The sequence below is a fragment of the Streptomyces sp. JN8 genome, from assembly GCF_055808075.1.
The window spans coordinates 7,578,695-7,603,688 of sequence record NZ_CM147852.1 but is presented as its reverse complement, the minus strand read 5'-3'; the positions used below and the strand labels follow the sequence as shown (position 1 = coordinate 7,603,688).

The 24,994-nt window shown below is 74.7% G+C and carries 19 protein-coding genes and 1 pseudogene; 12 read left to right on the top strand and 8 right to left on the bottom strand.

The features are described from left to right. Positions 1-362: 362 nt before the first annotated feature. On the top strand, positions 363-1,547 hold the full coding sequence (locus tag ACY0MR_RS33435; protein WP_473557183.1) for a serine hydrolase domain-containing protein: 1,185 nt from the start codon (positions 363-365) through the stop codon (positions 1,545-1,547). Between the two features lie 330 nt (positions 1,548-1,877). Here ACY0MR_RS33435 and ACY0MR_RS33430 read toward each other — a convergent pair whose 3' ends face one another. Together ACY0MR_RS33430 and ACY0MR_RS33425 are read right to left on the bottom strand one after the other, a co-directional pair. Further along, complete coding sequence (locus tag ACY0MR_RS33430) at positions 1,878-3,392, bottom strand: glutamate synthase-related protein (protein WP_473557181.1); 1,515 nt, start codon at positions 3,390-3,392, stop codon at positions 1,878-1,880. Positions 3,393-3,545: 153 nt separating this feature from the next. Further along, on the bottom strand, positions 3,546-5,228 hold the full coding sequence (locus ACY0MR_RS33425; protein WP_473557179.1) for an acetolactate synthase large subunit: 1,683 nt from the start codon (positions 5,226-5,228) through the stop codon (positions 3,546-3,548). Positions 5,229-5,498: 270 nt separating this feature from the next. Here ACY0MR_RS33425 and ACY0MR_RS33420 point away from each other — a divergent pair, with 270 nt between their 5' ends. Together ACY0MR_RS33420 and ACY0MR_RS33415 are read left to right on the top strand one after the other, a co-directional pair. Further along, entirely contained in the window at positions 5,499-6,770 is a 1,272-nt protein-coding gene (locus ACY0MR_RS33420) for an MFS transporter (protein WP_473557177.1), read from the top strand. A gap of 90 nt (positions 6,771-6,860) precedes the next feature. Further along, a complete protein-coding gene (locus ACY0MR_RS33415) occupies positions 6,861-7,283 on the top strand; it encodes a GlcG/HbpS family heme-binding protein (protein ID WP_403310854.1) in 423 nt (140 codons plus the stop codon). A 37-nt stretch (positions 7,284-7,320) separates the two neighbouring features. On the opposite strand, the gene ACY0MR_RS33410 is transcribed toward ACY0MR_RS33415, so the two are convergent. The 4 genes from ACY0MR_RS33410 to ACY0MR_RS33395 form a co-directional block, all read right to left on the bottom strand. Continuing rightward, positions 7,321-7,917, bottom strand: coding sequence for an HD domain-containing protein (locus ACY0MR_RS33410; protein ID WP_473557174.1), 597 nt, complete (start codon positions 7,915-7,917; stop codon positions 7,321-7,323). Positions 7,918-7,952: 35 nt separating this feature from the next. Continuing rightward, positions 7,953-9,131, bottom strand: a complete 1,179-nt coding sequence (locus ACY0MR_RS33405) for an alpha-hydroxy-acid oxidizing protein (RefSeq protein ID WP_388797353.1) — start codon at positions 9,129-9,131, stop codon at positions 7,953-7,955. A gap of 151 nt (positions 9,132-9,282) precedes the next feature. Next, complete coding sequence (locus ACY0MR_RS33400) at positions 9,283-10,383, bottom strand: hypothetical protein (protein ID WP_473557172.1); 1,101 nt, start codon at positions 10,381-10,383, stop codon at positions 9,283-9,285. Between the two features lie 123 nt (positions 10,384-10,506). Then, on the bottom strand, positions 10,507-11,217 hold the full coding sequence (locus ACY0MR_RS33395) for an NPP1 family protein (RefSeq protein ID WP_404085070.1): 711 nt from the start codon (positions 11,215-11,217) through the stop codon (positions 10,507-10,509). A 210-nt stretch (positions 11,218-11,427) separates the two neighbouring features. On the opposite strand from ACY0MR_RS33395, the pseudogene mgt reads away from it, so the two are divergent. Beyond that, a pseudogene (gene mgt, locus ACY0MR_RS33390) lies at positions 11,428-12,646 on the top strand (macrolide-inactivating glycosyltransferase). 313 nt (positions 12,647-12,959) lie between these two features. On the opposite strand, the gene secD reads toward mgt, so the two are convergent. Together secD and ACY0MR_RS33380 are read right to left on the bottom strand one after the other, a co-directional pair. After that, complete coding sequence (secD, locus tag ACY0MR_RS33385; RefSeq protein WP_473561961.1) at positions 12,960-15,290, bottom strand: protein translocase subunit SecD; 2,331 nt, start codon at positions 15,288-15,290, stop codon at positions 12,960-12,962. Positions 15,291-15,533: 243 nt separating this feature from the next. Continuing rightward, positions 15,534-16,037, bottom strand: coding sequence for a hypothetical protein (locus tag ACY0MR_RS33380; protein WP_473557170.1), 504 nt, complete (start codon positions 16,035-16,037; stop codon positions 15,534-15,536). A 257-nt stretch (positions 16,038-16,294) separates the two neighbouring features. On the opposite strand from ACY0MR_RS33380, the gene ACY0MR_RS33375 reads away from it, so the two are divergent. The 8 genes from ACY0MR_RS33375 to ACY0MR_RS33340 all read left to right on the top strand — a co-directional run bounded on the left by ACY0MR_RS33375 (position 16,295) and on the right by ACY0MR_RS33340 (position 24,906). Beyond that, complete coding sequence (locus ACY0MR_RS33375) at positions 16,295-16,969, top strand: lysophospholipid acyltransferase family protein (RefSeq protein WP_388797342.1); 675 nt, start codon at positions 16,295-16,297, stop codon at positions 16,967-16,969. A 146-nt stretch (positions 16,970-17,115) separates the two neighbouring features. After that, on the top strand, positions 17,116-17,862 hold the full coding sequence (locus ACY0MR_RS33370) for a cupin domain-containing protein (RefSeq protein WP_392044356.1): 747 nt from the start codon (positions 17,116-17,118) through the stop codon (positions 17,860-17,862). Continuing rightward, positions 17,859-18,908: a hypothetical protein gene (locus tag ACY0MR_RS33365; protein ID WP_473557166.1), complete on the top strand. Its 1,050-nt coding sequence runs from the start codon at positions 17,859-17,861 to the stop codon at positions 18,906-18,908. Before ACY0MR_RS33370 ends, ACY0MR_RS33365 begins: the two co-directional genes overlap by 4 nt. After that, the gene (locus tag ACY0MR_RS33360) at positions 18,905-20,005 is read left to right on the top strand and encodes a hypothetical protein (protein WP_473557164.1); all 1,101 of its coding nucleotides are present in this window, start codon (positions 18,905-18,907) and stop codon (positions 20,003-20,005) included. Before ACY0MR_RS33365 ends, ACY0MR_RS33360 begins: the two co-directional genes overlap by 4 nt. Continuing rightward, positions 20,002-20,925, top strand: coding sequence for a hypothetical protein (locus tag ACY0MR_RS33355; protein ID WP_388797331.1), 924 nt, complete (start codon positions 20,002-20,004; stop codon positions 20,923-20,925). The genes ACY0MR_RS33360 and ACY0MR_RS33355 overlap by 4 nt, the downstream gene beginning before the upstream one ends. Before the next feature lie 43 nt (positions 20,926-20,968). Beyond that, the gene (locus tag ACY0MR_RS33350; protein ID WP_361861832.1) at positions 20,969-21,520 is read left to right on the top strand and encodes a hypothetical protein; all 552 of its coding nucleotides are present in this window, start codon (positions 20,969-20,971) and stop codon (positions 21,518-21,520) included. Between the two features lie 186 nt (positions 21,521-21,706). After that, complete coding sequence (locus ACY0MR_RS33345) at positions 21,707-23,482, top strand: asparagine synthetase B family protein (RefSeq protein WP_473557161.1); 1,776 nt, start codon at positions 21,707-21,709, stop codon at positions 23,480-23,482. A gap of 32 nt (positions 23,483-23,514) precedes the next feature. Beyond that, complete coding sequence (locus ACY0MR_RS33340) at positions 23,515-24,906, top strand: aldehyde dehydrogenase family protein (RefSeq protein WP_473557159.1); 1,392 nt, start codon at positions 23,515-23,517, stop codon at positions 24,904-24,906. Positions 24,907-24,994 lie beyond the last annotated feature (88 nt).

The window sequence follows — 24,994 nt, the reverse complement described above, 5'->3', positions numbered from 1 at the left end:
GGCGCGAGGAGGGGCGGTGGACGGCCGGGCCGGCCGGGGACGCGGCGGGACCTCCGTCCGCTGCGCACCCGGCGGCACGGCCGTGCGTGGCGGCACTCAGACTGCTCGCACCCGCGTCACGGCTCATAGGGACGAATCGCCGCGGCGCTTGGACTTTCCGACTCGGGGGCCCGGGCGGGAGCACGGCCCGTCGCGCCACGTTCCGGTGGGTCGCGTCGGCCGACCGGCCCTGCCCGAAGCGTGCCGCGGACGCGTGCGGCGCGCGCTCTGCTAGGCAGGCGGATACCCCGGCCGGGTGTCCCCGGCCCGGGGCCCAGGGCCGGGGGCGCCGGCCCGCCCCTCGCACCCAGGGAGATCCGCACGTGCTCCTCCGCCCCCGTGGCCGCCGCCCCCGCTCGCTGGCGGCCGCCGTCGTCCTCACCGCCGCCGCGCTCGGTGCGACGCTGCTCCAACCCGCGCAGGCCGCCGGCGGCCACCCGCCGCACCACGACCCTCGCCTGCAGCGGCAGCTCGACCGGCTCGTGGCCCAGGCCGACGGCCCGCCCGGCGTGATCGCCCTGCTCACCAGGGACGACCGCACCCAGGTGTACACCGCGGGTGTCGGCGACACCGCCACCGGCCGCCCGCCGCGCCCCGACGACCACATGCGGATCGCGAGCGCCGCCAAGGCGTTCAGCGGGGCCGTCGCCCTCCGGCTGGTCGACCAGGGCCGGCTCTCCCTCGACGACACCATCGCCGACCGGCTGCCCGGACAGCCCGCGGCCTGGGGCGCGGTGACGCTGCGCCAGCTCCTGGCGCACACGAGCGGGCTGCCCGACTACTCGGCCTCCCCCGAGTTCGCGGCGATCCTCACCGCCGACCCGCACCACGTCTTCGACCCGCGCAGGCTCCTCGACTTCATCGCCGACGAGCCGCTGCTCTTCCGTCCGGGCGCGCTGTACGAGTACTCCAACTCCGACAACATCGCGGTGGCGCTCATGGCGGAGGCGGCGACCGGCCGCTCGTACGAGGATCTCCTCAAGGAGCTCGTGTACCGCCCGCTCGGGCTGCGCCGCACCAGCCTCCCGCTGGGGTACCGGCTTCCTCGGCCCTACCTGCACGGCTACGCGGTGGATCCGCCGGCCGGCCCGGAGGACGTGAGCGAGGTGTTCGGCGCCTCCGGGGCCTGGGCTTCCGGCGGGATCGTCTCCACCCCGCGCGACCTGACCGCCTTCATCCGCGCCTACGCCGGCCCCGGCCTGCTGTCGCGGCGCACGCGCGAGGAGCAGCTCGCCTTCCGGCCGGGTGACACCTCGGAGCCGCCGGGACCCGGCACGAACGCCGCCGGGCTGGCGATCTTCCAGTACACGACCCGGTGCGGGGTGCTCTACGGCCACACGGGCAACACCGCGGGCTACACCCAGCTGATGGCCGCCAGCCCGGACGGCACCCGCTCACTGACCTTCTCGATCAACACCCAGACCAGCCCCAGGGTGAAGCCCGCCCTGCTGGCCCGCCTGCGCACCGTGCAGGAGGACTTCGCCTGCGCCCTCCTCAAGGAGGACTGAACGGCGGGCGCCGCCACGACCGGACCCGCGTGCCACGGCCCACGCCGCACACCGCGCGGCGTGGGCCGACGGCCCTCGGCCGCTCGGAGCCTTCAGTCTGAGCCACGAGGCGCCGTACATGTCGATGGAGTCCGGTGCGACCGACACAGCGCGCGCACGCGTGCCGGCCATCGCCCACGCCGACGCCCCATCGCTCCTCCAGACCGTCGCCCGGTCGCAGCACCCGTTCACGCACGACCGCCGGTCGGCCTGTTCCGGACGCGATCTCGCCGTCGCCTCGTTGTGTCTGCGGTCGCGGAGCTGGGCCGGACAGGTGGCCGAGGTCCTGGCTCAGGTGGTGAGCAGTTCGGCGATCTCATGGGCGAGCGCCGGCCCGAGGCAGCCCCAGCCGTCCTTGTAGCCGTACACACTCCCCAGGGTGCGGGCGTCGTAGTCGCCGTTCAGGATGTCTATGTCGGCGGGGTTGATGAGCGACGGGTGGGGGACACCGACGGCGCCCGAGACCCTCAGCAACTCCCCGCGCAGGGTGCGCAGGTACATCGCGGCCCGGATGCCCTTCGAGGGCGCGTCGATGCCGCGCGCCAGCCAGGGGTTCTGGGTGGCGATGCCGGTGGGGCACTTGTCGGTGTGGCACTTCTGGGCCTGGATGCAGCCGATGGACAGCATCGCCTCGCGGCCCACGTTGATCATGTCGACGCCGAGGGCGAACGCGACGACGGCATTCTCGGGCAGGCCTAGCTTGCCGGAGCCGATGAAGGTGACGTCGTCGGTCAGGCCCCGCTCGGCGAACACGCCGTAGACGCGGGAGAAGCCCACGCGAAACGGCAGGGACACCGAGTCGGCGAACATCAGGGGAGCCGCTCCAGTGCCGCCCTCGCCACCGTCGACGGTCACGAAGTCGACTCCTCGCTCACCGGGCTCCATCAGCGTTGCGAGCTCCTCCCAGAAGTCCATGTCCCCGATGGCGCTCTTGATCCCGACCGGCAATCCGGTCTCCGTGGCCAGCAGTTCTACGAAGTCGAGCATCGAGTCCACGTCGTGGAACGCGGTGTGCCGCGACGCCGAGACGCAGTCCCTGCCCGGGGGAATGCCGCGGATCGCGGCGATCTCGTCGGTCACCTTCGCGCCCGGCAGCATGCCGCCGAGCCCCGGCTTCGCGCCCTGCGACAGCTTGATCTCGATCGCCTTCACGGGCGCACCCGCGACCAGTGACTTGAGCTTGTCGAGGCTGAACGTCCCGTCCTCGTTGCGGCAGCCGAAGTACGACGTACCGATCTGGAGGACCAGGTCCCCGCCGTTGAGGTGGTAGGGCGACAGGCCGCCCTCGCCGGTGTTCTGCATCGTCCCGGCCAGCGCCGCGCCCTTGTTGAGCGCCGTGACGGCCGCGCCGGACAGAGAGCCGAAGCTCATCGCCGAGATGTTGACGACGCTCGCCGGGCGGAACGCCTTCGCGCGGCCGCGCGGTCCGCCGAGCACCTTGGCCGAGGGCAACACCGCTTGCGGGTCGCTCACAGCGGGCAGTGCACCGGCGAACGTACGCTGCTTCACGTATGCATGACCCTGCACGTGCTCGATGTCGTTGTCGGTGCCGAACCCGAAGTAGTTGTTCTCCCCCTTCGCCGACGCGTAGATCCAGCTGCGCTGGTCACGGCTGAAGGGACGCTCCTCGTCGTTGGACGTCACGATGTACTGCCGTAGCTCGGGGCCGATGGTCTCCAGCGCGTACCTGGCGTGTCCCAGCAGGGGGAAGTTCCTCAGCAGCGCGTGCTTCTTCTGCACGAGGTCGCGGGCGGCCACCAGCGCCAACCCCGTGGCGGCTGCCGCACCTATGCTCCGAGCACGCATCACATTCGTTCCTCTCCTCGACTGGCCGAACCACACGGAGACCCCCTACCCCGCGCCGCGAGAATGGCACGCGATGCCGGAGGCCCGAGGACACCGCCCCTGCGGGAGGCCCCCGCGCGGCCCGTACGGGGGTCGGGCCGCGCCGCAGGCAGGTCAGAGCGCCGAGTCGAGGTGCCCCAGGTGCTTGATGAGGTTCATGTTCTCGGCGTAGTCCACCGGGCAGTTGATGATCGACACGCCAGGGTCCGCCAGTGCCTCACGGAGCGTCGGCAGCAGGTCCCCAGCGGACTCGATGTGGTAGCCCTTCGCGCCGAAGCTGCGGGCGTACTGGACGATGTCCGGGTTGCCGAAGTCGGTGTTGGAGTTCTCCCCGACCTCCAGGTCCATCTTCCACTTGATGAGTCCGTAGCCGTTGTCCTCCCAGATCAGCACGGTCAGCGGAATGTTCTCGCGGACCGCCGTCTCGATCTCCTGGGAGTGCATGAGGAACGAGCCGTCGCCGACCGCCGCCAGCACCTTCGTCTGCGGCCTGGCGAGCTGAACCGCGAGCGCGCCGGGCAGCGAGAAGCCCATGGTGGACAGGCCGTTGGAGATGAGGCAGGTGTTCGGCGCGTACGTCGGGTAGAGCCGGGCCATCCACATCTTCAGCGCGCCGGTGTCGACCAGCACGATGTCGTCGCGACCGAGCGCGGCACGGGTGTCGGCGATGACGCGCTGCGGGGCGAGCGGGTAGCGCTCGTCCGCGGCGCCCTGCTCGAGTTCCTTCGCCAGCAGCGCGCGGGTGGCCACGGTGTCCTCGTCGTCGATGGTCCAGCGCAGGCCGTCGAGTGCGGTGGCGAGGGCGTCGAGGGAGGCCGAGATGTCGCCGATGATGCCGACGTCGACCGAGTAGCTGTCGTCCACCTCCGCCGGAACGCGGTGGATGTGGACGATCTTCTTGTCACCGTCCGGGTTGATCCGGGACGGGTCGAACTCCTGCAGTTCGTAGCCGACGGCGATGACGACGTCGGCCTCCTCGAACCCGAAGTTGGTGTAGTCGCGCCGCATGAAGCCGAACGTGCCGGTCGCACACGGGTGGTCGTCGGGCAGGACGCCCTTGCCGTGGAAGGTGGTCGCCGTCGACACGTCGAGTGCGGTGGCGAACGCCGCCAGCGACTCCGCGGCGCCGCGCGCCGCGCCGTGTCCGGCGAGGATCACCGGCCGGCGGGCCTCCCGCAGCAGCTCCACCGCTCGTTCGATCTGCTTCGGGGACGGCGCCTCGGGCTGCACGACGTTCCTGCGCAGCGGGTTCAGGTCCGAGCCGTCCGTCGCCGCGTCGACGTCCTCGGGCACGGCGAGATAGACGGCGCCGGGGCGCTCCGACTCGGCGGTCTTGAACGCGCGCCGCACCATCTCGGGGATGGCCTGGGTCGCCGGTACCTCCGCCGACCACTTCGTGACCGGGGCGAACATGCTCACCAGATCCACGAACTGGTGGGACTCCTTGTAGTTGCGCTCCTTGCCGACCTGCGCGGTGATCGCGACGACGGGCGTGCTGTTCGTCATGGCGTCGGCGACGCCCAGCATCAGGTTGATCGCGCCGGGCCCCAGCGTCGCGGACATCACCCCCGCCGAACCGGTGAGCCGGCCGTACATCTCCGCCATGAAGGACGCGGCCTGCTCGTGCCGGGTGAGGACGTAGCGGATCTTCTCCGAGCGGGCGAGGGCGTTGGTGAAGCGGATGTTCTCCTCGCCGGGTACGCCGAACACCACCTCGACACCCTCGTTCTCCAGGCAGCGAACCAGGAGTTCGGCCGCTCCGTCGGGTGTCTGCTTCCGGTGCTCGGCATCGCTCACGCTGATCGTGTCCTCTCCTGAGTTCTGGCCGCGCCGATGGACGGGCCGGTCAGCCGTCTACCCCGGCCGCCCCGGCCGCAGTCACCAGCCCACCCCGGACCAGCAGGAGGCCACTCTCGTCCTCGCCCTCGCGATCGGACGGGCCGGACCGGCTGAAACCGACACCACCGAGAGCGATCCGGCTACCTGCGTTTGCACATAGAGCGCGTGTGCAATTATTGTTGAGGCGCGCAAAGAGATGCCTCAAGTAATTCAGGAAGGGGGCGAGCCATGCCGCTCGCACTACTCGCTCTTGCGGTCGGAGCCTTTGGCATAGGCACGACCGAGTTCGTGATCATGGGACTGCTCCCCGACATCGCCGCCGACTACGGTGTCTCCATCCCTGCTGCCGGCCTGCTCGTCACCGGTTACGCCCTCGGTGTCGTCGTCGGCGCACCCCTGCTCACCGTCTTCGGGGCCAAGGTCAGTCGCAAGCGCATGCTGATGCTGCTCATGGGCCTGTTCGTGCTCGGCAACCTGCTGTCCGCACTCGCCCCGAACCTGGGAGTGATGCTGACCGGCCGCGTCGTCGCATCGCTCGCCCACGGGTCGTTCTTCGGCATCGGGTCGGTCGTTGCCGCCGAGCTGGTCGCGCCGGAGAAGAAGGCCGGCGCCATCGCCACCATGTTCACCGGGCTCACCGTCGCCAACATCGTCGGCGTGCCGCTCGGCACGTTCATCGGCCAGGCCTTGGGCTGGCGCACCACCTTCGCGATCGTCGCCGCGCTCGGCCTCGTCGGGCTACTCGGTATCGCGAAGCTCGTCCCGGCCACGCCCCGCCCCGAGGGCACCCGCCTGCGTGGCGAGCTGAAGGCCTTCCGCAACCCGCAGGTCCTGCTCGCGATGGCGATGACCGTGCTCGGCTTCGGCGGCGTCTTCGCCGCGATCACCTACATCGCGCCGATGATGACCGAGGTCGCCGGGTACTCCGAAGGCGCCGTCACCTGGCTGCTCGTCCTCTTCGGCGTCGGCATGTTTCTCGGCAACCTGCTCGGCGGCCGGTACGCCGACCGGGCCCTGATGCCCCTGCTGTACGCGGCCCTCGGCGGGCTCGCGGTCGTCCTCGCGCTGTTCACCGTGCTCGCGCACCACAAGGTTCTCGCCGCGGTCGCCATCGTCCTCGTCGGGGCGCTCGGCTTCGCCACCGTCCCGCCGCTGCAGAAGCGCGTCCTCGACCAGGCCCACGGCGCGCCCACCCTGGCCTCCGCCGTCAACATCGGGGCCTTCAACCTGGGCAACGCCCTCGCGGCCTGGCTCGGCGGCCTCGTGATCGCCGCCGGCTTCGGCTACACCGCCCCGAACTGGGTCGGCGCGCTCCTCGCCGCCGCAGCTCTCGGCCTCGCCCTCTGGTCCGCCGCCCTGGAGCGCCGGGCTGCCGCGAGCGCCGAAGCCCTCGGGTCCGGCCCGGTCTCGGCGGAGACCGCCGGTTCCGCGGCGAACGGCCCCGGTTCGGGCCGTACCGCCGTCGGCTACGCCGAGGCCCGCGTTCCCGCACGCCGCTGACCCTCCCCCTTCCCCCCCTCTCACTCCGATTTCCCCTCCACCACCCCCCTCCCCATCCTCATCCTCATCCTCATCCCCAGGAGAAGTGCCATGACCGCCCGCACCGCCGTCGCCCCGCTGACCGCCCAGGACGCCGAGACCCTGCTCTCCGCCGCCCGTGACGCCGCGGAGGCCGCCGGGGTCACCGTCAGCGTCACCGTCCTCGACGCCGGCGGCCACCTCCTCGCCTTCCGCCGCGACGACCGCGCCGTACTGATCTCTGGCGAGACGAGCACCCGCAAGGCGTACACCGCGCTCCAGCTCGACGCCCCCACCGCCGACCTCGTCGACCTGGTGAAGCCGGACGGCCCCTTCCACTCGTTGACCACGGCCCTGGACCGGCCGCTGCTCTTCATCGCCGGCGGCGTCCCCGTCCACCGGGACGGCGTCCTCGTCGGCGCCGTCGGGGTCGGCGGCGGCGCACCCGAGCAGGACCACTCCTTCGCGGTCGCCGCCACGGCTGCGCTCGCCTGATCCCGCGCGGCGCGGGCGGCACCCGCCGCCCGCGCCGCTACGCGGACACCGGGAACGCGGTCTGGAAGGCTAGCCGTCGGTCGGCGCCCTCGCCGATGCGGCCGAGGAGGTCGTCGAGCAGGAGGTACTCCTCCCAGCGCGCGCGGCCCGAAGCCTTCGCCAGCCGCGCGAGGAGCAGGTCCTCCAGCTCCGGGACGCGCTTGTTCTTCCACACCTTGTCGGCCGTGCTCACCAGCAGGTCCTCGAGCGTCGTGCCCGGGGCCGTCCAGGAGCCGTGCGTGCCGGCGAAGCGGGCCAGGTCCGGGCCGAACCCGCGGGCGAGGAGCAGGTCCCGCCCGGCCTCCTCGTGCCGCGAGCCCGGCCCCGACAGCTCGGCGACGTGCACGGTCTTGCCGATGTCGTGCGTCGCCGCGCCGAAGAGGACGGCCTCGCGGTCCGCGCCGAGCTCCGGTCGGTGGTGCTCCAGCCAGTCGACCAGCTGGACGGCGACGTCGTGGACGGCCCGCAGGTGGGCCGCCAGCCGCGGGGGCGCGTCCAGCGCACGGAGGAGGTCCGCCACCGTCGCCGGAAGCGGCCGCAGCGGCGGATCGGCCGGCCCGTGCAGGGCCCGGAGAAGGGCGTCCGAAGGTGTCACCGGCGCCGGATTCCGGGGCGCCGGCCCGCCCCCGTTCACTCCCGCGCGCGGACCGGGCGCAGGGCGCCCTCCGCGCGGAGGTCGGCGAGGGTGGGGTAGCCGTCGACGGCCATGATCAGGTCGGCCTCGGCGAGGAGCGCACGCAGGACGTGCACGATGCCGTCGGTGCCGCCGAGGGCGAGACCGTACGCGTAGGGGCGCCCGACCCCCACGGCCGTGGCGCCGAGCGCGAGGGCCTTGACCACGTCGGCGCCGCTGCGGACGCCCGAGTCGAACAGGACCGGGAGTCCGTCGGCGGCGGCGACCACCTCGGGGAGCGCGTCCAGGGCGGGCAGCCCGCCGTTGGCCTGGCGACCGCCGTGGTTGGAGCAGTAGATGCCGTCCACGCCGCCGTCCCTGGCGCGGCGGACGTCCTCGGGGTGGCAGATGCCCTTGAGGACGATCGGCAGGTCGGTGAGGGAGCGGAGCCAGGCCAGGTCCTCCCAGACGAGCGGCTTGCCGAAGATGCCGACCCACTCCAGGACGGCCGCCCGGGGATCCTCCTCCGGGCTCTTCGCGAGGCGGGCGCGGAAGACGGGGTCGGAGGTGTAGTTCGCGAGCGCGTGACCGCGCAGCTGGGGGAAGTTGCCGGTGGCGAGGTCGCGGGGCCGCCAGCCGGTGATCCAGGTGTCCAGGGTGACCACGATGCCCCGGAAGCCGGCGGCCTCGGCGCGGCGGACGAGGCTCTCGGCGAGGTCGCGGTCGGTGGGCGTGTACAGCTGGAAGAAGCCGGGAGTGTCGCCGAACTCGGCGGCGACGTCCTCCATGGGGTCGACGGTGAGGGTGGAGGCGACCATCGGCACGCCCGTCCGGGCGGCGGCGCGGGCGGTCGCCAGGTCGCCATGGCCGTCCTGGGCGCAGAGGCCGATCACGCCGACGGGCGCCATGAACAGCGGCGACGGCAGCTTCAGGCCGAACAGGTCGACGGACAGGTCGCGCCGGTCCGCGCCGACCATCATGCGCGGCACGAGCCCCCAGGCGCGGAAGGCGTCGGCGTTGGCCTCCTGGGTGCGTTCGTCTCCCGCGCCGCCCGCCACGTACGACCACAGCGAGGGCGGGAGCGCGGCCCGCGCCCTCGACTCCAGTTCGGCGAAGGTCATCGGCTGCGTGGGCAGGACGCCGAAGAGTCCGTCGAAGTAGATCTCGTGCTGGTAGTCGCCGTAGTGCTGGGGCATGGGGTGACGTGTCCCTTCCGGTGCCTGTCGGCGCGCCCGGGTCGCCCGGCCGCGGTCGGCCCCCATCGTGCCCTCCGCGCGCGCCCGTGACCATGGAACGGCGGCCGGGAATCCACGGGGCGCGTGCGGGAGGGTCCGGGTGGGGCGGTGGTCAGGAGCGTGACGCGGTCCTGCATCCGTCGTCGGGGCTCCCGGTGTCGCCGAACAGCGGCTTGCTCCGGTCGTAGGGGTCGACGGTCTCGCCGTCGGCGCCGTCCCCGGCCTGCCGGGTGCCGAACTCCGGGGCGAACCAGCCGGCGCCGGTGTCGCAGCCGCCGTTGGTCATGTCGACCTTGTACGAGACGAGGGAGAGCGTGCCCGGTTCGGTGATGACCTTCGCGGGGTCGTCCCAGCTCACCACGACCTCGCGCCGGGCGATCGTGCGCAGCACCTCGTCGCTGCCGGGCGCGGCGGACACGACGGGGTAGACGTACGTGACGTCGGTGGTCACCAGCAGGGCGCCGCGCTCGCCCTCCCGGAAGGTGATCCGTCCCCGGGTCTTGACGACGTCGCCGACGGGACGCGCGTGGGACGGCTGGAAGCGGCTGAAGAGCAGGAGCGGGTCGTTCTCCTCGGTCGGGTCGGTGAACGCGGCGGCCTGGTACTCCTTGAAGTCCTTCTGGTGCGGGTTGACGAGGGCGATCGCCCGGGCGGGGCGCTCGCCGCGGAGCACCGCCGGGTCCAGGCTCGACGCGACGAGGAAGTCGCGCGTCCGCCGGAGGGCCTTCTCCACCTGCGCCGTGCTCATCCAGCCGGTCGCCCGGGCCGGGGGGACGCTGATCCCGGCCGCGCCGTCCGCCCAGCGGGCGGCCGGTGATCCCCTGAACGGCTCGTCGAGCGTGGCGGGTCGGGCCGGTTCCGCGGGCGGCGCTCCGGTGGGGCGCTCCGACTCCTGGGCGAGCGGCGCGCCGGCCGTCCCGTCGTCCGAGGAGCCGATCACGTCCCACGGATCGAACGCCGCGACCAGCAGCGCCGCGGCGGCCAGCAGACCGACCAGGTACCGGCCCTTCCCCCGCCGCCGGGCCGGGGTGGGCGTGTAGGTGCGCCAACCGGCGTCGTCCGGGGGTGTGTCGCGCAGCCGCTCGGTCATCTCCCGGGCCCTGGCGGACGGTTCCTCGGGCGCGTCGGCGACGCCCGCCACGGAGTCCTTCAGGAACTGCTCCCACACGTCGTCCGGTATGGACGAATCGCCCTGTTCCCCACGCGGGTTCACGGCCCACTCCTCGTATCGCACGCACCCGACCGGGTGGCCCACCCCCGGGGCCCTCGCATGATCGCACGGCGGGTCCGGGGGTGTTGAGGCAGGTCAGGCCCGTCCGGGGCCGGGTCGGGGCGGTCAGGCGTACGGGTCGAAGGGGATGCCGGCCGGTTTGGCCTCGGCCAGGTGGGAGGCGAAGCTGCCGTCCTTCAGGCCGAACACCGCGCTGCCGAAGTCGGCTTGGGTGAGCTTGTCGCGCAGGCCCGCCGGGTAGCCGTTCCAGCCGACCAGGGCGGGGAACTGCCAGGTGTGCTGGTGGTTCTCGGGCGGCTCGTCGTTGGAGTTGGCCGGGCGGAAGCAGTGCGTGCCGATCCCGTCCTTGTGGTAGACGACCTTCGCGTGGGTGCCGTCCCAGCGGATGGAGTCCCGGCCGTAGGTGTTGAAGTCGCCGTGGGCGGACGTGGAGACGTACCGGGCCTGGTTGTTCTGGACCCAGACCACGACGTGCTCCCAGTCGTGACGGTGGCCCCCGAGGCCGCTGCCCCAGACGGCCTGGTCCTTCTCGAAGTACAGGCCGTAGAGGATCGCGCACCAGCCGTTGTTGCACTTGGCGCGGGAGTAGCCGTTGGTCTGGGTGAGGTCCCAGGAGTCGCGGCACTGGCCGCTCACGGTGCCGGACGGCTTGAGCCCGCCGTTGAGGGTGCCGTCGGGTCCTATGGCGGCGGTGGAGTAGCAGCCGTCGGTGTCGTAGTCGAAGGCCGGCTGGAAGGTCTGCTCCAGGGCGTCGGCGTTGGCCGGGAGAGCGGGGGGCGGTGCGGCGAACGCACTGCCGGGCAGGGCGATGGTCATCGTGAGGGCGGCGGCGAGGGCGAGGGCGCCCCTGGTGGCGTACACCTGTGTCTTCACTGTGTCCCCTGGGTCGGGCGGCATGATGCGACATCCCACATCTTGGCATGAACAGATCATCCGGAAGAGGGGTCGGGCCGCGAACGCGAACCGAATCCACGGCGAACCCGATGCCCCGTCCACGAGAATCGACTAGACGAGACGTATCGTCTCATCTACGGTGGGCGTCATGACCACCACCGCGTCCCCCGCGCACATCGCCATGTTCTCCATCGCCGCGCACGGCCACGTGAACCCGAGCCTGGAGGTGATCCGCGAGCTCGTCGCCCGCGGCCACCGCGTCAGTTACGCCGTCCCCGCGTCCTTCGCCGGGAAGGTCGCGGAGACGGGGGCCACGCCCGTCGTCTACACCTCGACCCTGCCGACCGACGACGACCCGGACGCCTGGGGAACCGAACTGATCGACAACCTCGAACCCTTCCTGAGCGACGCCGTGCAGGCCCTCCCCCAGCTCGCCGCCGCCTTCGCCGGGGACGAGCCGGACCTCGTCCTCCACGACATCACCTCCTATCCGGCCCGCGTCCTCGCCCACACCTGGGGCGTACCGGCGGTCTCCCTCTGGCCCAACCTCGTGCCGTGGGAGGGGTACGAGGAGGAGGTCGCCGCGCCGATGACCGCCGAGCTCAAGGCCTCGCCGCGCGGCAGGGCGTACTACGCGCGGTTCGAGGCCTGGCTGGCCGAGCACGGGATCGACACCGACCCCGAGAGGTTCGTCGCCCGCCCGGGCCGCGCGCTCGTCCTCATCCCCAAGGCCCTGCAGCCGCACGCCGACCGGGTCGACGAGTCCGTCCACACCTTCGTCGGTGCCTGCCAGGGCGAGCGCGCCGACCAGGGAGGCTGGGAACGGCCTGCCGACGCGGAGACCGTGGTCCTGGTCTCCCTCGGCTCCTCCTTCACCAAGCAGCCCGGCTTCTACCGCGACTGCGTGGCGGCCTTCGCCGGCCTCCCCGGCTGGCATGTCGTCCTCCAGATCGGGAAGTTCGTGGACCCGGAGGAACTCGGCGACGTCCCGGCCAACGTCGAGGTGCGCTCCTGGGTCCCCCAGCTGGCGATCCTCCGGCAGGCCGACGCCTTCGTGACGCACGCGGGCGCGGGAGGCAGCCAGGAGGGCCTGGCCACGGCCACGCCCATGGTGGCCGTCCCGCAGGCCGTCGACCAGTTCGGGAACGCCGACATGCTCCAGGCCCTGGGCGTCGCGCGGCACCTGCCCATGGACGAGGTCACCCCGGAGCGGCTGCGCAAGGACCTGCTCGCGCTCCTCGGCGACCCCGAAGTACCGCGCCGCGCCCGCGACATCCAGGAGTCGATGGCCCGCGAGGGCGGCACCCGCCGGGCCGCCGACCTGATCGAGGCCGAGCTCACGGGACGGTGACCGTCGCGAAGCCGAGCCGGGCGACGGCGACCCGCCCGGAACCGCCCCGGGCGACGGCGGGTCGACCGGAGACGCGTCACCGGACGGTACCCCGCCCCGAGGCGGCCCGGACGACGGCGACCCGCCCCGCGCGGATCCGCCCCGGGTTGCCGGCGGGTCGACCGGAGAAGCGTCACGGGACGGCGACCCGGCCCGAGCCGACCCGGGCGACGGGGACCGCCCGGAGCCGAGCCCGCCGGAGTCGGCGGGTGCTCCTTCGCCCCGTACGTGCAGACCGCACGGGGACGAAGGGACACCGCTCGCACCGACCGGGTCAGACCACCGCGCCCGAGCGGTCGGGGCCGCGGGCCCCGGCCGCGCGCCGCGGCCGGTCGGACCCGCCGCCCGAGGGCGCGCCCGCCGCCGGGTCACCCGACTCCAGGACCACGGCCAGCGGCATCGCCGTGAACACCGTGGAGGCCATGCCGAGCACGACACCGGCGAGCAGGGCGACGGAGAAGTCCGTGAGCGAGTCGCCCCCGAGCACGGCGAGCGCCACCAGGACGAACAGCGCCCCCATACCGGTGTTGACCGTACGGGGCAGGGTCTGGGCGACGGCCCGGTCGGCGAGGTCGGCGAGCGGCACGCCGCCGCCCCGGCGCCGCAGTTCGCGCAGCCGGTCGAGGACCACCACGGAGTCGTTGACCGAGTAGCCGACGACGGTCAGGAGCGCGGCGAGGAACACGCTGTCCACCGGTTTCCCCAGCCAGGCGAACAGGCCGACCACCAGCAGCACGTCCTGGGTCATGGCGGCCACCGCCGCCGTCGCGTACGTCCAGCGGAACCGCACGGTCAGATAGAGGAGTTGGGCGGCGACCGCGAGGCCGAGGGCGAGGAGGGCGTGGGTGCGCAGCTCGCCGCCGAGGCTCGGGCCGATCAGGTCGTCGCGTTCCACCTCCACCGGTCCCGCGACGCCGGTGAGGGCCTCCCGGATCTCCCGCTGCTCGCCGTCGCCGCTCTCCCGGACGCGGACCGACACGTCACCGTCGCCGGTCGTCTGCACGACGGCGTCGGGGAAGCCCGCCGTGGTGATCGCCGCTCGCGCCGCGTCCGCGTCGACGGGCCGCTCGGCCGCGTACTGCACGACACGGCCGCCGGTGAACTCGACGCCGAACTCCAGGCCCCGGACGCCGATTCCGGCGAGGGCCGCCAGCAGGAGTCCGGCGCAGGCGAGCAGCCAACGGCGCCGGTGGGCCATCAGGCGCGGCACCCGGCGGGTCAGCCGGGTGCGCAGCCGGCCGAGTCCGGCCATGCCGGTGACTTCCGGCCGGCGGCGGACCGCGGGCAGACGCAGGACGAGGTCGGCGAGGAGGCGGGTGACCACCATCGCGGTCAGGAGCGAGGTCAGGACGCCGATCGCCAGGGTGACCCCGAAGCCCTTGACGGGGCCGGTGGCGAAGATGAAGAGCAGGCCCGCCGCGAGCAGGGTGGTGACATGGGAGTCGGCGACGGCGCTCCACACCTTGCCGAACGCCGTCGTCAGCGGGCGCCGCAGGTCCCGGCCGTTCGCGGCCCGGCCCAGGGCCGCGTGTTCCTCCCTGGCCCGTTCGAAGACGAGGACGTTCGCGTCGACGGCGATGCCGATGGCGAGGACGAAGCCGGCGAGGCCGGGAAGGGTGAGGGTGGCGCCCAGGGCGACCACGGCGGCGTACGAGATCAGGCCGTAGAGGAGCAGCGCGGCGGTGGCGAGGACGCCGAGGAGGCGGTAGACCGCCATCACGAAGATCCCGGTGCAGGCGAGACCGATCAGCGCGGCCCAGGCGCTGGCGCGGATCGCCTCGGCGCCGAGCGTCGGGCCCACGGTGCTCTGCTCGATCGTCGTCACCGGGACCGGCAGTGCTCCGCCCTGCACGAGGGCCGCGAGGTCGCGGGCGTCCTGGGCGGAGAATCCGCCGGTGATCTGCGCGGACCCGCCTCCGATGCCGGAGCCGCAGGGGACGCCGGTCTGCATGGCCGGGGCGGAGACGACGCGGTCGTCGAGGACGATCGCGACCCTGCGGGCGGGGTCTCCGGGCGCCGCGCAGGCGGCGTCGCCGGTCAGCCCGGCCCAGGTGCCGGCGGCGCCGTCGCGGAAGACGAGGTCGACGGTCCAGCCGCGGCCGCTCGTCATATCGAGCACGGCGTCGGCGCTCTTGACGCCGTCGCCGGTGAGGGCGGGTGCGGCGAGGGCGAGGAAGCGGCCGGGCGCGTCGGGGTCGGCGAGGACGCGCGACGCCCCGCTCCGGCCGCCGGATCCGGCGTTCGCGTCCGGGCCGGCCGGTTCCCGGGCCTCGCCGGTGACGGCGTGGAAGGTGAGCTGGGCCGTCCGGCCGATGACCTCGGCGGCCTGGCGCGGGTCGCGCAGTCCGGGGAGTTCGACGACGATGCGGCGCTCGCCGGAGCGGGCGAGCGAGGGTTCCGCGACCCCCAGCCCGTCGACGCGTTTGCGGAGCACCTCCAGGGCGCGGTCGGTGGACGCGGCGTCGGCGCGCACGGTGGGTCCGTCCTCGGTCTGGAGGACGATGCGGGTCCCGCCGCGGAGGTCGAGTCCGAGGCGGGGCGGGGTGGTCAGGGTGATCCAGAGGGACAGGGCGACGACGGCGAGCGCGAGCAGCGCGCGCCAGATCGTGGAACGAGAGGACCGAGAGGAATGAGAGGTCCGAGAGGAATGAGAGGTCCGAGAGGAATGAGAGGAACGAGGGGAACGAGAGGACCGAGAGGACACGGAGGCTCCAACGGGCGACGCACGGCGGCGGCGGGCGCCCGCGGCGGGGCGGAGCGCGCGCCGGCCGTGCCGGACGTGTGGGTGGATGCGCGTCGTGGACCGGTCCGGGGCATGCCGAGGGCCCGGACGGCGACGCGGGGAACGTCAGCTGTGCCGGGTGGAGGGAGGGCCGCGCGGGGCCCGCGGGTCGTGGGCCGCGCCGGGCGGTGCGCGCTCGCGGCGGGGGTCGCCGGCGAGGACGCCGCGGGCCGGGAGGGAGAGGTCGAGCGGTACGGCGGCCGCGCCCGGGGGCGTGACGGGCATCCGTACGGGGTTCTCGACGGCGGCGGGGAGGCGTACGACGGCGGTGGGCGCGAAGTGCGGCTCGGGAGCGGAGGCGCGGGCGCCGGCGCCGGCGCCGTGGGCCGGGGCGGAGACCAGCGTTCCGGCCGGCGCGGAGACCGGCGTGCCAGCCGGCGCAGAGACCGACGTCCCAGCCAGCGCGGAGACCGGTGTCCCGGCCGGGCCAGAGACCGACGTCCCGGCCGGCAGGTGGCCGGCCGCGGCCGGGTGGCCGGTCGGCGTCGCCGCCGGGAGGACGAGGAGGGACCAGACGGCGCAGAGCATCGCGGGCAGCAGGGCGACGAGTTGCCGCGTCGAACGACCCACCGCGCCCCTCCCCTCCCACGGCCCGTCGAAGGCGCCGGATTCCCGAGCCTCAGCCTAGCCCCTGTCGTCGCCCGGCCGTCCGCCCGGACCACGAGGGGTTCGACGGCAGGTCCGGCCCGCCCCGCGTGGGCGAGCGCCGGCGCGCCCGCCCTCCGTGCCGACCGAGTACGGGAGCTGAGTACGCGTGCTCATGCGGGGGCCGGGCCGTTCTCGCACGATGAGCGGGTCAGCCCGTCCTCGGAGCCAGGGGGCCCCTCGTGCTCAGCCGTCTCGCCGCCCACGTCGTCCCGTTCTTCGGCCGACTGACCGTCACCGCCGACCCCGCGGCCCGCCTCGAACCGGGCAGCATCCTGGTCGTGAACCACACCTCGACGGCCGACCCGGCGCTCGTCCTGGCGGCGCTCCGCAAGCGGCTCGCCGTCGAGCCGGTGCTGCTCGCCACCGCCGGGCTGTGGCGGATCCCGCTGCTCGGCCGGGCCCTGACCCGCGAGGGGTACGTGCCGGTCCACCGCGGCTCGGCCCACGCCGCCGCGGCGCTCGACCACGCGGCGGTGGCGCTCGCCTCGGGACGGCACGTGATGCTGTACGCCGAGGGCCGCATCCCGACGCGGCCGGACTCCGGCGAGAACCCGCCGGAGGCCTTCCGTACCGGTCTGGCCCGGCTCGCCGGGGCGACCGGGCGCCCGATCGTGCCGATCGGGCAGGCGGGGGCCCGGCGCATCACCTCGGGCGGGCGGGTGAAGCAGATCGCCGGGGTGCTCACCGCGCCGGTCCGTCGGCCGTGCCTGCACGTCCACATCGGTGCGCCGCTGCGGCTGCCCTCCGACGTGACGACCGCGACGCAGCTGGCCCACGGGGCCGTCACGGCGGCCTGGCGTACGGCGGCCGGGGCGCTCGGCGAGCCCGCGGCGACGGCGGACCTGCGGGGCTGAGCAGGACCGGGGGACCCGGCCCGAAGAGGGCCGTTCACCCCGGGGCAGCCTCGGGGCCGCCCGGGGGACTCCCGCTGTCGGCAGCCGACGATCTACCATCGGCGGTGGTGCGAGAGCACGCACAACGGGCGTCAGGGGGAGGCGCGATGGCGGCACGACGCGTACGACCGGCACGAGCACAGGACCGGATACCGGACGAACCGGGCCGGGTTCCGCGGGACCTGCCCGGCGGAGTGGAGCTGTACCACCTGCGTCCGGACGGCGGCATCCTGCTCGCCGACCGGGACGGCAGCCGGGAGCTCGGACCCGAGCGGGAGTTCCTGCGGTTCATCGACGACGGGCAGTTCGCCCACTACCTGGTCGGGGACGCGGCCACCTCGCCGGAGCGCCCGTCGAACGCCACCGTGAAGCTCGGCGTGGTGGGCCCGCGCAGCGCCTTCACCCCGCACGCGCACGGCGGTGAGCACTTCGTCCTGAGCCTGGGCCACGCCTCCTGCGGGCTGTACGACGAGACCCGCGGGCGGGTCGCCGACGTCCCGCTCGCACCCGGCATGCTGATCCGGATCCCGGAGATGATGCCGCACTCGTTCGCCAACCGCGGCGACTCCCCGCTGACGATCCTCGCGGCGAACACCGGCTACGGCATCGACCACGAGGACTACGCGATCACGGCGGACGAGGCGGAGCGGCGGGCGGCGGCGACCGCCGGCTCCCCCGCCGGCGGCGGGACGGCGCTGGCCGCGGACCTCCTCACCGACTACCGGGCCCTGGCGGCCGAACTCCGCGACATCGAGCGCGCCCAGCGGATCCACGGCATCGCCGCCACCACGGTCCGCGAGCGGCTGGCCGCCCGGCTGCGCCGGGTCGCGACCGCCCTGGAGGTGCCCCGGTGATCTGCCCGCACTGCGAGCGCAACCTGCTCCGCAAGGAGCGTCCCGGAAACCGCTGCGGCCACTGCGGACGCGCCTACGCGCTGGACCCCAAGACCAACCCGCTCCGGCTCAACGACCTCCGGGTCCGCCGCGTCGCCACCGCCCTCACCGACGGCGGACGCATCGGGATCGTGCCCGACCAGCTCTGGTACGCGCTCTCCCGCAAGCGCCTCCGGGGCACCGAGTACGGGGAGGGCTGCATGGGCACGGCGTTCCTGGTCGCCGGGTTCGTCACCGTCATCGCCTTCTTCGCCGAGGAGCCGTTCCTGCTGATCGGCTCCGCCGCGCTGCTCCTCGTCGGCCTCGGCGTCGCCGCGGCCCGGGCCCTCGGCGCGGGCCGGGGCCTGCCGCCGGTCCCCCGGGAGTCCTTCGCGACGCAGGTGCTCTCCCCGTGGCGGTCGGTGTACCGGGCGCTGCCGCCCGGTGTGCTCGACCCCGCGCGTCCCGCCGGCGGCCCGCCGGACACGGCCGGGACGACCGCGGTCCTGGTCTGCCCCGACCCCGCCGTCATCGCCTTCCTCGTCGCCGACGGACTGCCCGCCCGCCACGGCCTCGCCGTGGTCCGGAGCGTCGCCGAGGCCGTGGCGGCGCCGTCGAACGGGCCGGTCCTCGCGCTCCACGACACCGACGCGGACGGCGAACTCCTCGTCCCCCGCCTCCGCGAGGCCCTGCCGGGCCGGACCGTCCTCGACGCGGGGCCCCCGCTGCGGACCGTACGGGCCCTGCCCTCGGCCGTTCCGTACCGGGACCCGCGGCGCAAGCCGCGCCCGGCGGACCTGCGGTTCCTCGCCGAGCAGGGCGGCCACTCCCCCGAGGACCTGAAGTGGCTCGGGCAGGGCTGGCGGTTTCCGCTCGTCGGGCTGCCGCCGGCCCGGCTGCTCGCGGTCGTCGACCGGGTCGCCGAACGGGTGGGGCGCGGGACCGACCCCGAGCGGCGGCGCGCCGCCGAACTCGGCTTCCTCACCTGGCCCGAGGCGGCCGGGCCGGATCCGGTGGGTGGCCGGTGATCTGCCCGCACTGCGCCGAGCGGCTGACCGCCCGGGAGCGGACCGGCCAGCAGTGCGCCCGCTGCCGTCGTCCGTTCGCGCTCGATCCGAGGGTCCACGGCCGGGGCATGCACGACCTGCGGATCCGGCGGATCGCCGAACAGGCCACCGACGGCGGCCGGCTGAAGGTGACCGTCACCCAGCTCTGGTACCTCTGCCGGACGTCCTCCGCCGTCTGGGCCGCGCAACCCGCGCGCGGGATCCGGCCCGGCGTCCGCTGGGCGGTCGCCCTGGGCGTGGCCCTGTCGGCCCTCGGCGTCGGCCTGCTCGTCCAGGGCTGGGCGGCGGCCCTCGGCGTCACCGCCACCGTGATCGCCGTGGTGGTGGCCTCGTCCCTGCGCCACCGGCCGGCGAGCGCGGCCTGGTGGAGCGTCTCCCCCACGGAGTCCGTCTTCCGGCAGCTCATGACCGGCCCCTGGCAGCGCACGTACGGGGAACTGCCGCCGGGCGTGGTCGACGACGGCCCCCGGGCGACCGAATCCCGCGCGTCCGCCACCGGACGGCCCCGGGCCGTCCTCCTCTGCACCGATCACGCGGTCGCGGTGTTCCTCCGGGCCAACGACCTGCCGGCGAGACTGCGGATACGGCTGGTCGAGTCCCCGCCGAACATCGCGCACGAGTCCCTCGCGGACGTGCCGGCCGGGCTCCCCGTGGTCGTGCTGCACGACGCGAGCGCCCTCGGGGCACTGCTCGCCCCGCTGCTCCGCCTCGCCCGGCCGGGCGGGGTCGTGGTGGACGCGGGTCTCCCCGTCGCCGCGGTCCGGACCCGCAAGGGCGCGGTCCACCGGGTGTCGGGCACGTCCGTGGACGCCGCTGACCTCCGCGCCGTCGCCGGTCTGCCGGAGGCGGACGCCGCGTGGCTGGCGGACGGCCTCTGGAGCCCGCTCGCCGCGGTCCCGCCGCTCCGCCTGGAATCGGCGGTCACCGCGGCCGTGGCACGGGCGCTCACCGCCCGGCCCGCCGCACTCCGCTCCACCGACGGGTTCCTCACCTGGCCGGCCGGGGCGCCGACCGGGACCGACGACCCGTCCTCCACGAAGGAAGCCACCTCCGGATGAGCAAGCGCCCCCTTCCGACCCCGCGCACCGCCCGGGGGCCGATCGCCCGGACCGTGGACGGGCTGACCGGCCGGGCGATCGCCGCGGCCGCGGCCCGCGCCGCGGCGCCCGGCGGGCTGCGCTTCACCGAGCGCCAGCTGTACTACGAGACCTGCCGCGTCCTGAGCCCCGGCGAGGCGCTCCTGCGGCGGCTCCCCGGGACGCCCGCCCCGGTGCTGCGGCTGCCCGTCTTCACCCGTGCCCTGGAGGCGTACGGGCGGGAGAACGTGCCGGGGCTCCTCCCGTCCCCGCCGGTCCCCCGGCTCCGGCCCGACCCCGCGACGGATCCGGCCGGACATCCGGAGGGGCCGGGGGCCGCGGAGCCCGACCTCTACGACTACGGACTGCCCCGGCTGCTGCTCTGCCAGGACCGCTCGATCGCCGGGATGCTGCTCGCCAACCACGTCCATCTGGAGGCGGCCTGCCCGGTGTTCGCCGCGGCGGACGCGCTTCCGCTCGATCCCCGGCTGCTCGCCGCCCTGCGGCGGGCCGAAGGCGCCACCGTGTACGTCCTGCACGACGCAGGCGCGGCCGGTGTCGCACTCCCCGCCCGGGTGCGCTCCGGCCTGGGCCCGGCACCCGGCGTGCGGGTGGTGTCCCTCGGGCTGGTGCCGCGTCACGCGGCCGCCCTGCGGCTGCCCGCCGGCCGCGGTCCCGCGCCCGGTCCGGCCGAACTGGCCGCCCTGCCCGCGGCGCTGCGGACACGGGAGGCCGACTGGCTGGCCGGCGGCCGGTTCGCCGAGCTGGCGGCCGTGCCCCCGGGCCGCCTGGTGCGCACGGCGCTCCGTCTGACCCGCGGACCTCGCCCGCCCCGCGACTCCCTCTGGAGCGGCCTGCGCGGACTGCGCGGAACCGGCTTCATGACCTGGCCCGCCGCGTGACCCGTCCCGGCGCCCCCTCCCACCGACCCGAGGTACGCACACCATGAACCGTCCCGAAGAGATCGGCTACGCGGACGAACTGCTCGCCGACGGCACCGTCCACCGCCGCTACGAGGACGGCCTGGAGGAGTGGCGGCGACGCGCCCCCGGTCGACCGCACGTCGTGGACTGGCACGACGACCGCGGCGGCTCCGGCACCGACGAGCTGCTCGGCGACCGCATCATCAAGCGCAGCCTCGCCGACGGCACCGTCACCTACGCGCGGGACATCGGCTACGGCCGGACGCTCTGGGGCCGCGGCGAGCGGCTCCTGGTCAACCGGAGCTCCTTCGGCGGCCGGATGGGAGTCGTGCTCGCCGGGCTCGGAGTGGCCTCCCTCGCCGTGACCGCCGCCCAGCTCCCGCCGCTGAGCCTCTCCCCCGAGCAGGAGGAGGAGCTGCGGCAGCAGCAGGCACAGGCCCAGCAGTCCGGCGGCGGGGGCGACGGGGGCGGCGGATCCTCCGACGCGGGGTCCGACGACTCCGGGGACGGGAACGACTGGGACTCCGACTGGGACGGCGACGGGGACGCCTGGAACGACGACGACTTCGGCTGACCGATACGGCCCGGCCGGCCCGGGCCGCGGCGCCCCGCACGTCCGCCGCCGGGGACCGCGAGGGCCCCGGCGCGGTCACGGCCCCGCACCCGAGGCCCCGCCCGCCGCACCCGCGCCGTCGGCTCGGGGCCCGTCCGCCCCCGCCGTCCCCCGCACCACCGGTGACACCTTCCGAAGGAGCAGTTCGTGGCACGTCTGTGCGCCTGCCTCGCCCCCACCACCGGGCGGGCCCGCGCCCACCTCGACGCGATGGGCGGCCCGGGGCCCGGCCGGATACCGGTCGGCGTCCCCGGCGCCGAGCTCGCGCTGCTCCCCGGTGAACACGGCCGTGCCGAGGGCCCGTTCACCGCTCACGGGCGGACCGCGGTCGGCGAGGTCACCCTGCACAACCGTCCGGTGCTCCTCGCCGCCCTCGCGGAGCGGGCCGCCCCGCCGCCGCCCGACTGCCCGGACGCCGAACTGCTGCTGCACTGCTGGGCGCTGCTCGGCGAGGCGGGGGTGGCGCTGGCCGAGGGCATGTTCGCGCTCGCGGTGCTCGACGGCCCCGACCTGGTCCTGATCCGCGACCACGTCGGTGCCCGCACCCTGTTCTACGCGCGGGCCGACGACACCTGGACGGCCTCCACCTCGCTGCGCGCACTGCGCCGCTGGCCGGCCCTGGGCACCTCGATGAACCTGTCGGCGGTGCGCTCGTTCCTCACCTTCGCCTACCTGCCCGGCGAGGAGACCCTGCTGACCGGCGTACGGGAGGTGCTGCCCGGCAGGGTGCTGCGGCTGCACCGGGACGGGACGTCCACCGAGTCCGTGCACTGGGAGCCCCGGGAGCGGATCGACGGGCCGCCCCCGGAGGACCCGACCGGCCACGTCCTGGAGCTCAGGGCCCTGCTGGAGCGGGCGACGGCGAACCGGCTGCCCGCCGCCGAGCCGGCCGCCGTGCTCCTCTCGGGAGGCATCGACAGCTCCCTGGTCACGGCCCTGGCGGCGAAGCTCCACAGCCACCCGGTCCACACCTACTCGATCAGCTTCGGCGACGACCTGCCCAACGAGCTGGGCTACTCGGGCCTGGTGGCCGCGCACTGCCGCACCCGCCACCGGGTCCTGGACGTCTCGGGCGCGGCGGTGGCCGCCCGCCTGGCCGAGGCCGCCGCGCTGCTCGACAGCCCCGTCGGCGACCCGCTGACCGTGCCGAACCTGATGCTCGCCGAGGCCGTGGCCGCGGACGGCGCCTCCGTCGTCCTCAACGGCGAGGGCGGGGACCCCGTCTTCGGCGGGCCGAAGAACCTGCCCATGCTGGTCCAGGAGATGCACCGGACCCCCGGGGCGCCGTGGGACGAGGACCGGGCGACCGCGTACCTGCGCTCGTACCGCAAGTGCTGGACCGATCTGCCGGAGCTGCTGACGGCTCCGGCGCTCGACGCCCTGCGGGACGCCCCTCCGCTGGAGCGGCACGTGGCGCCCTACCTGACGGCCGAGGGCGGCAGCCCGTACCGGATGGGGCACCTCCTGAACCAGCTGCTCCACTGCAACCTGCGGACCAAGGGCGCCCACCACATCCTCACCAAGGTGGAGCGGCTGACGTCCTCCCAGGGGGTGGAGGGCCGCTCCCCGCTCTTCGACCGCGCGGTCGTCGACCACGCCTTCGCCACCCCGCCGTCCTTCAAGCTCCGCGGCACGGCCGAGAAGTGGATCCTCAAGGAAGCCGTGCGGGACCTGCTCCCGGGCACCGTGGTCGACCGGCCCAAGAGCGGCATGCGGGTCCCGGTGCAGCAGTGGCTGACGGGTCCGCTCCGCGAGCTCGGCGAGGACCTGCTCCTCGGGCCGACGTCCCGGCGGCGCGGGCTGTTGCGTCCGGAGACCGTCCGGGCCTGGCTGCGGGGCGAGGGCGCCCTGCTGCCGCGGCAGGGCGGCAAGTTGTGGCTGGTGCTCACCCTGGAGCTCTGGCTGCGCTCGTACGACGTCTGAACCCGCACCACCCGAAGGACGAGAGGCCCCATATGACCACCGACGCCTGGACGACCCGCGACGCGACCGGCTCCGCCGCCGTGACCGCGCTGACCGACCCCCGCACGGGGGCGCCGAGGGGGACGGCGGTCCTCTCCCGGCTGCCCGAAGTCCGGTCCGCGGTGGCCGGCGCGCGGGCCGCCCTGCCCGGCTGGAGCGCCCTGACCCCCAGGGAGCGGGGCCGGCGCCTGGACCGGCTGGCGGGACTGGTCGAGGAGCACGCGGCGGAGTACGCGGTCCGCGAGGGGGCCGGGACGGGCAAGCCGGAGGCGGAGACGGCGGGCGAGATCGAGCAGGTCGCGGACCTCTTCCGGTTCTTCGCGACGGCCGCGCGGACCCGTACCGCGCCGGCCGCGGGCCGGCTGGTGGCCGGCCACGAGAGCTGGGTGCGCTGGGAGCCGGTCGGTGTGGTGGGCGTGGTCGTGCCGTGGAACTACCCGCTGCTGATGGCGGCCTGGCGTGGTGCACCGGCGCTGGCGGCCGGGAACACGGTGGTGGCGAAGCCCGCCGAGACGACTCCGGACGGCCTGGAGCTCCTCGCGGAGCACGCCGCGCTCGCGCTGGGCCCCGACGTCCTCGTCCACCTCCCCGGCGACCGGGAGACGGGCAGGCTGCTCGTCGAGTCCGCGGTGGACATGGTGGCGTTCACCGGCAGCGGCCGGGCGGGGGCCGACGTCGCGGTCCGGGCCGGGACCCGGCGGGTGAGCCTGGAGCTGGGCGGGAACGCGCCGGCGATCGTCCTCCCGGACGCGCCCGCCGACACCTGGGAGTCGCTCGCCGACGCCGTCACGTACAACGCCGGGCAGAGCTGCGCGGCCCCGGCGCGGGTCATCACGTTGGCGGAGAACTACGAGGCCGCCGTCGAGGGCCTGACGGCGGCGATGGGCGGGAGGCTGGCCGGCCGGGACTTCGGCCCCCTCAACAACCCCGAGCAGGCGGAGCGGTACGACCGTCTCGTCGCGGCGTCCGGCGCCGAGCGGAACGCGGCCGCGGGCATCGCGCCCGGGCCGGGCGAGGAGGCGGGGCACTGGCGGCCGGCGCGGGTGCTCGCCGACCTCCCGGACGACGACCCGGCGGTCACCGAGGAGGTGTTCGGCCCCCTCCTCACCGTGCAGCGGGCCGAGTCGGTCGCGGCCGCCCTGGCCCTGGCCAACGGGGTCCCGCAGGCACTGGCGGCCAGCGTGTGGACCACCGACCTGACGGCCGGTCTGGAGCTGACCGCCGCCCTGGACGCGGGCGAGACCTGGGTCAACTGCCACCTCGTGCAGACGGCGGAACTCCCCCACGGCGGACGCGGCGCGTCGGGCCACGGCACCGACCTGAGCACACTGGCCCTCCAGGAGTACCAGCGCCCGAAGACGGTGACGGTCCGGCTGCGGGGATAGGGCCGGCGGCCGCAGGTCAGGGCCGGCGACCGTCCCGTCGCCCCGCTCCCCGTCGTCCCGACGTCCTCCCGTCCTCGGGCGCGCTACG

What these genes read in the sequence shown, in the direction of transcription:
- ACY0MR_RS33415 (WP_403310854.1), top strand. Translation starts at nt 6,861, where the DNA reads ATGACCGCCCGCACCGCCGTCGCCCCGCTGACCGCCCAGGACGCCGAG.
- ACY0MR_RS33395 (WP_404085070.1), bottom strand. Translation starts at nt 11,217, where the DNA reads ATGACCATCGCCCTGCCCGGCAGTGCGTTCGCCGCACCGCCCCCCGCT.
- ACY0MR_RS33350 (WP_361861832.1), top strand. Translation starts at nt 20,969, where the DNA reads ATGAACCGTCCCGAAGAGATCGGCTACGCGGACGAACTGCTCGCCGAC.
- ACY0MR_RS33355 (WP_388797331.1), top strand. Translation starts at nt 20,002, where the DNA reads ATGAGCAAGCGCCCCCTTCCGACCCCGCGCACCGCCCGGGGGCCGATC.
- ACY0MR_RS33340 (WP_473557159.1), top strand. Translation starts at nt 23,515, where the DNA reads ATGACCACCGACGCCTGGACGACCCGCGACGCGACCGGCTCCGCCGCC.
- ACY0MR_RS33370 (WP_392044356.1), top strand. Translation starts at nt 17,116, where the DNA reads ATGGCGGCACGACGCGTACGACCGGCACGAGCACAGGACCGGATACCG.
- ACY0MR_RS33405 (WP_388797353.1), bottom strand. Translation starts at nt 9,131, where the DNA reads ATGCCCCAGCACTACGGCGACTACCAGCACGAGATCTACTTCGACGGA.
- ACY0MR_RS33420 (WP_473557177.1), top strand. Translation starts at nt 5,499, where the DNA reads ATGCCGCTCGCACTACTCGCTCTTGCGGTCGGAGCCTTTGGCATAGGC.
- ACY0MR_RS33430 (WP_473557181.1), bottom strand. Translation starts at nt 3,392, where the DNA reads ATGCGTGCTCGGAGCATAGGTGCGGCAGCCGCCACGGGGTTGGCGCTG.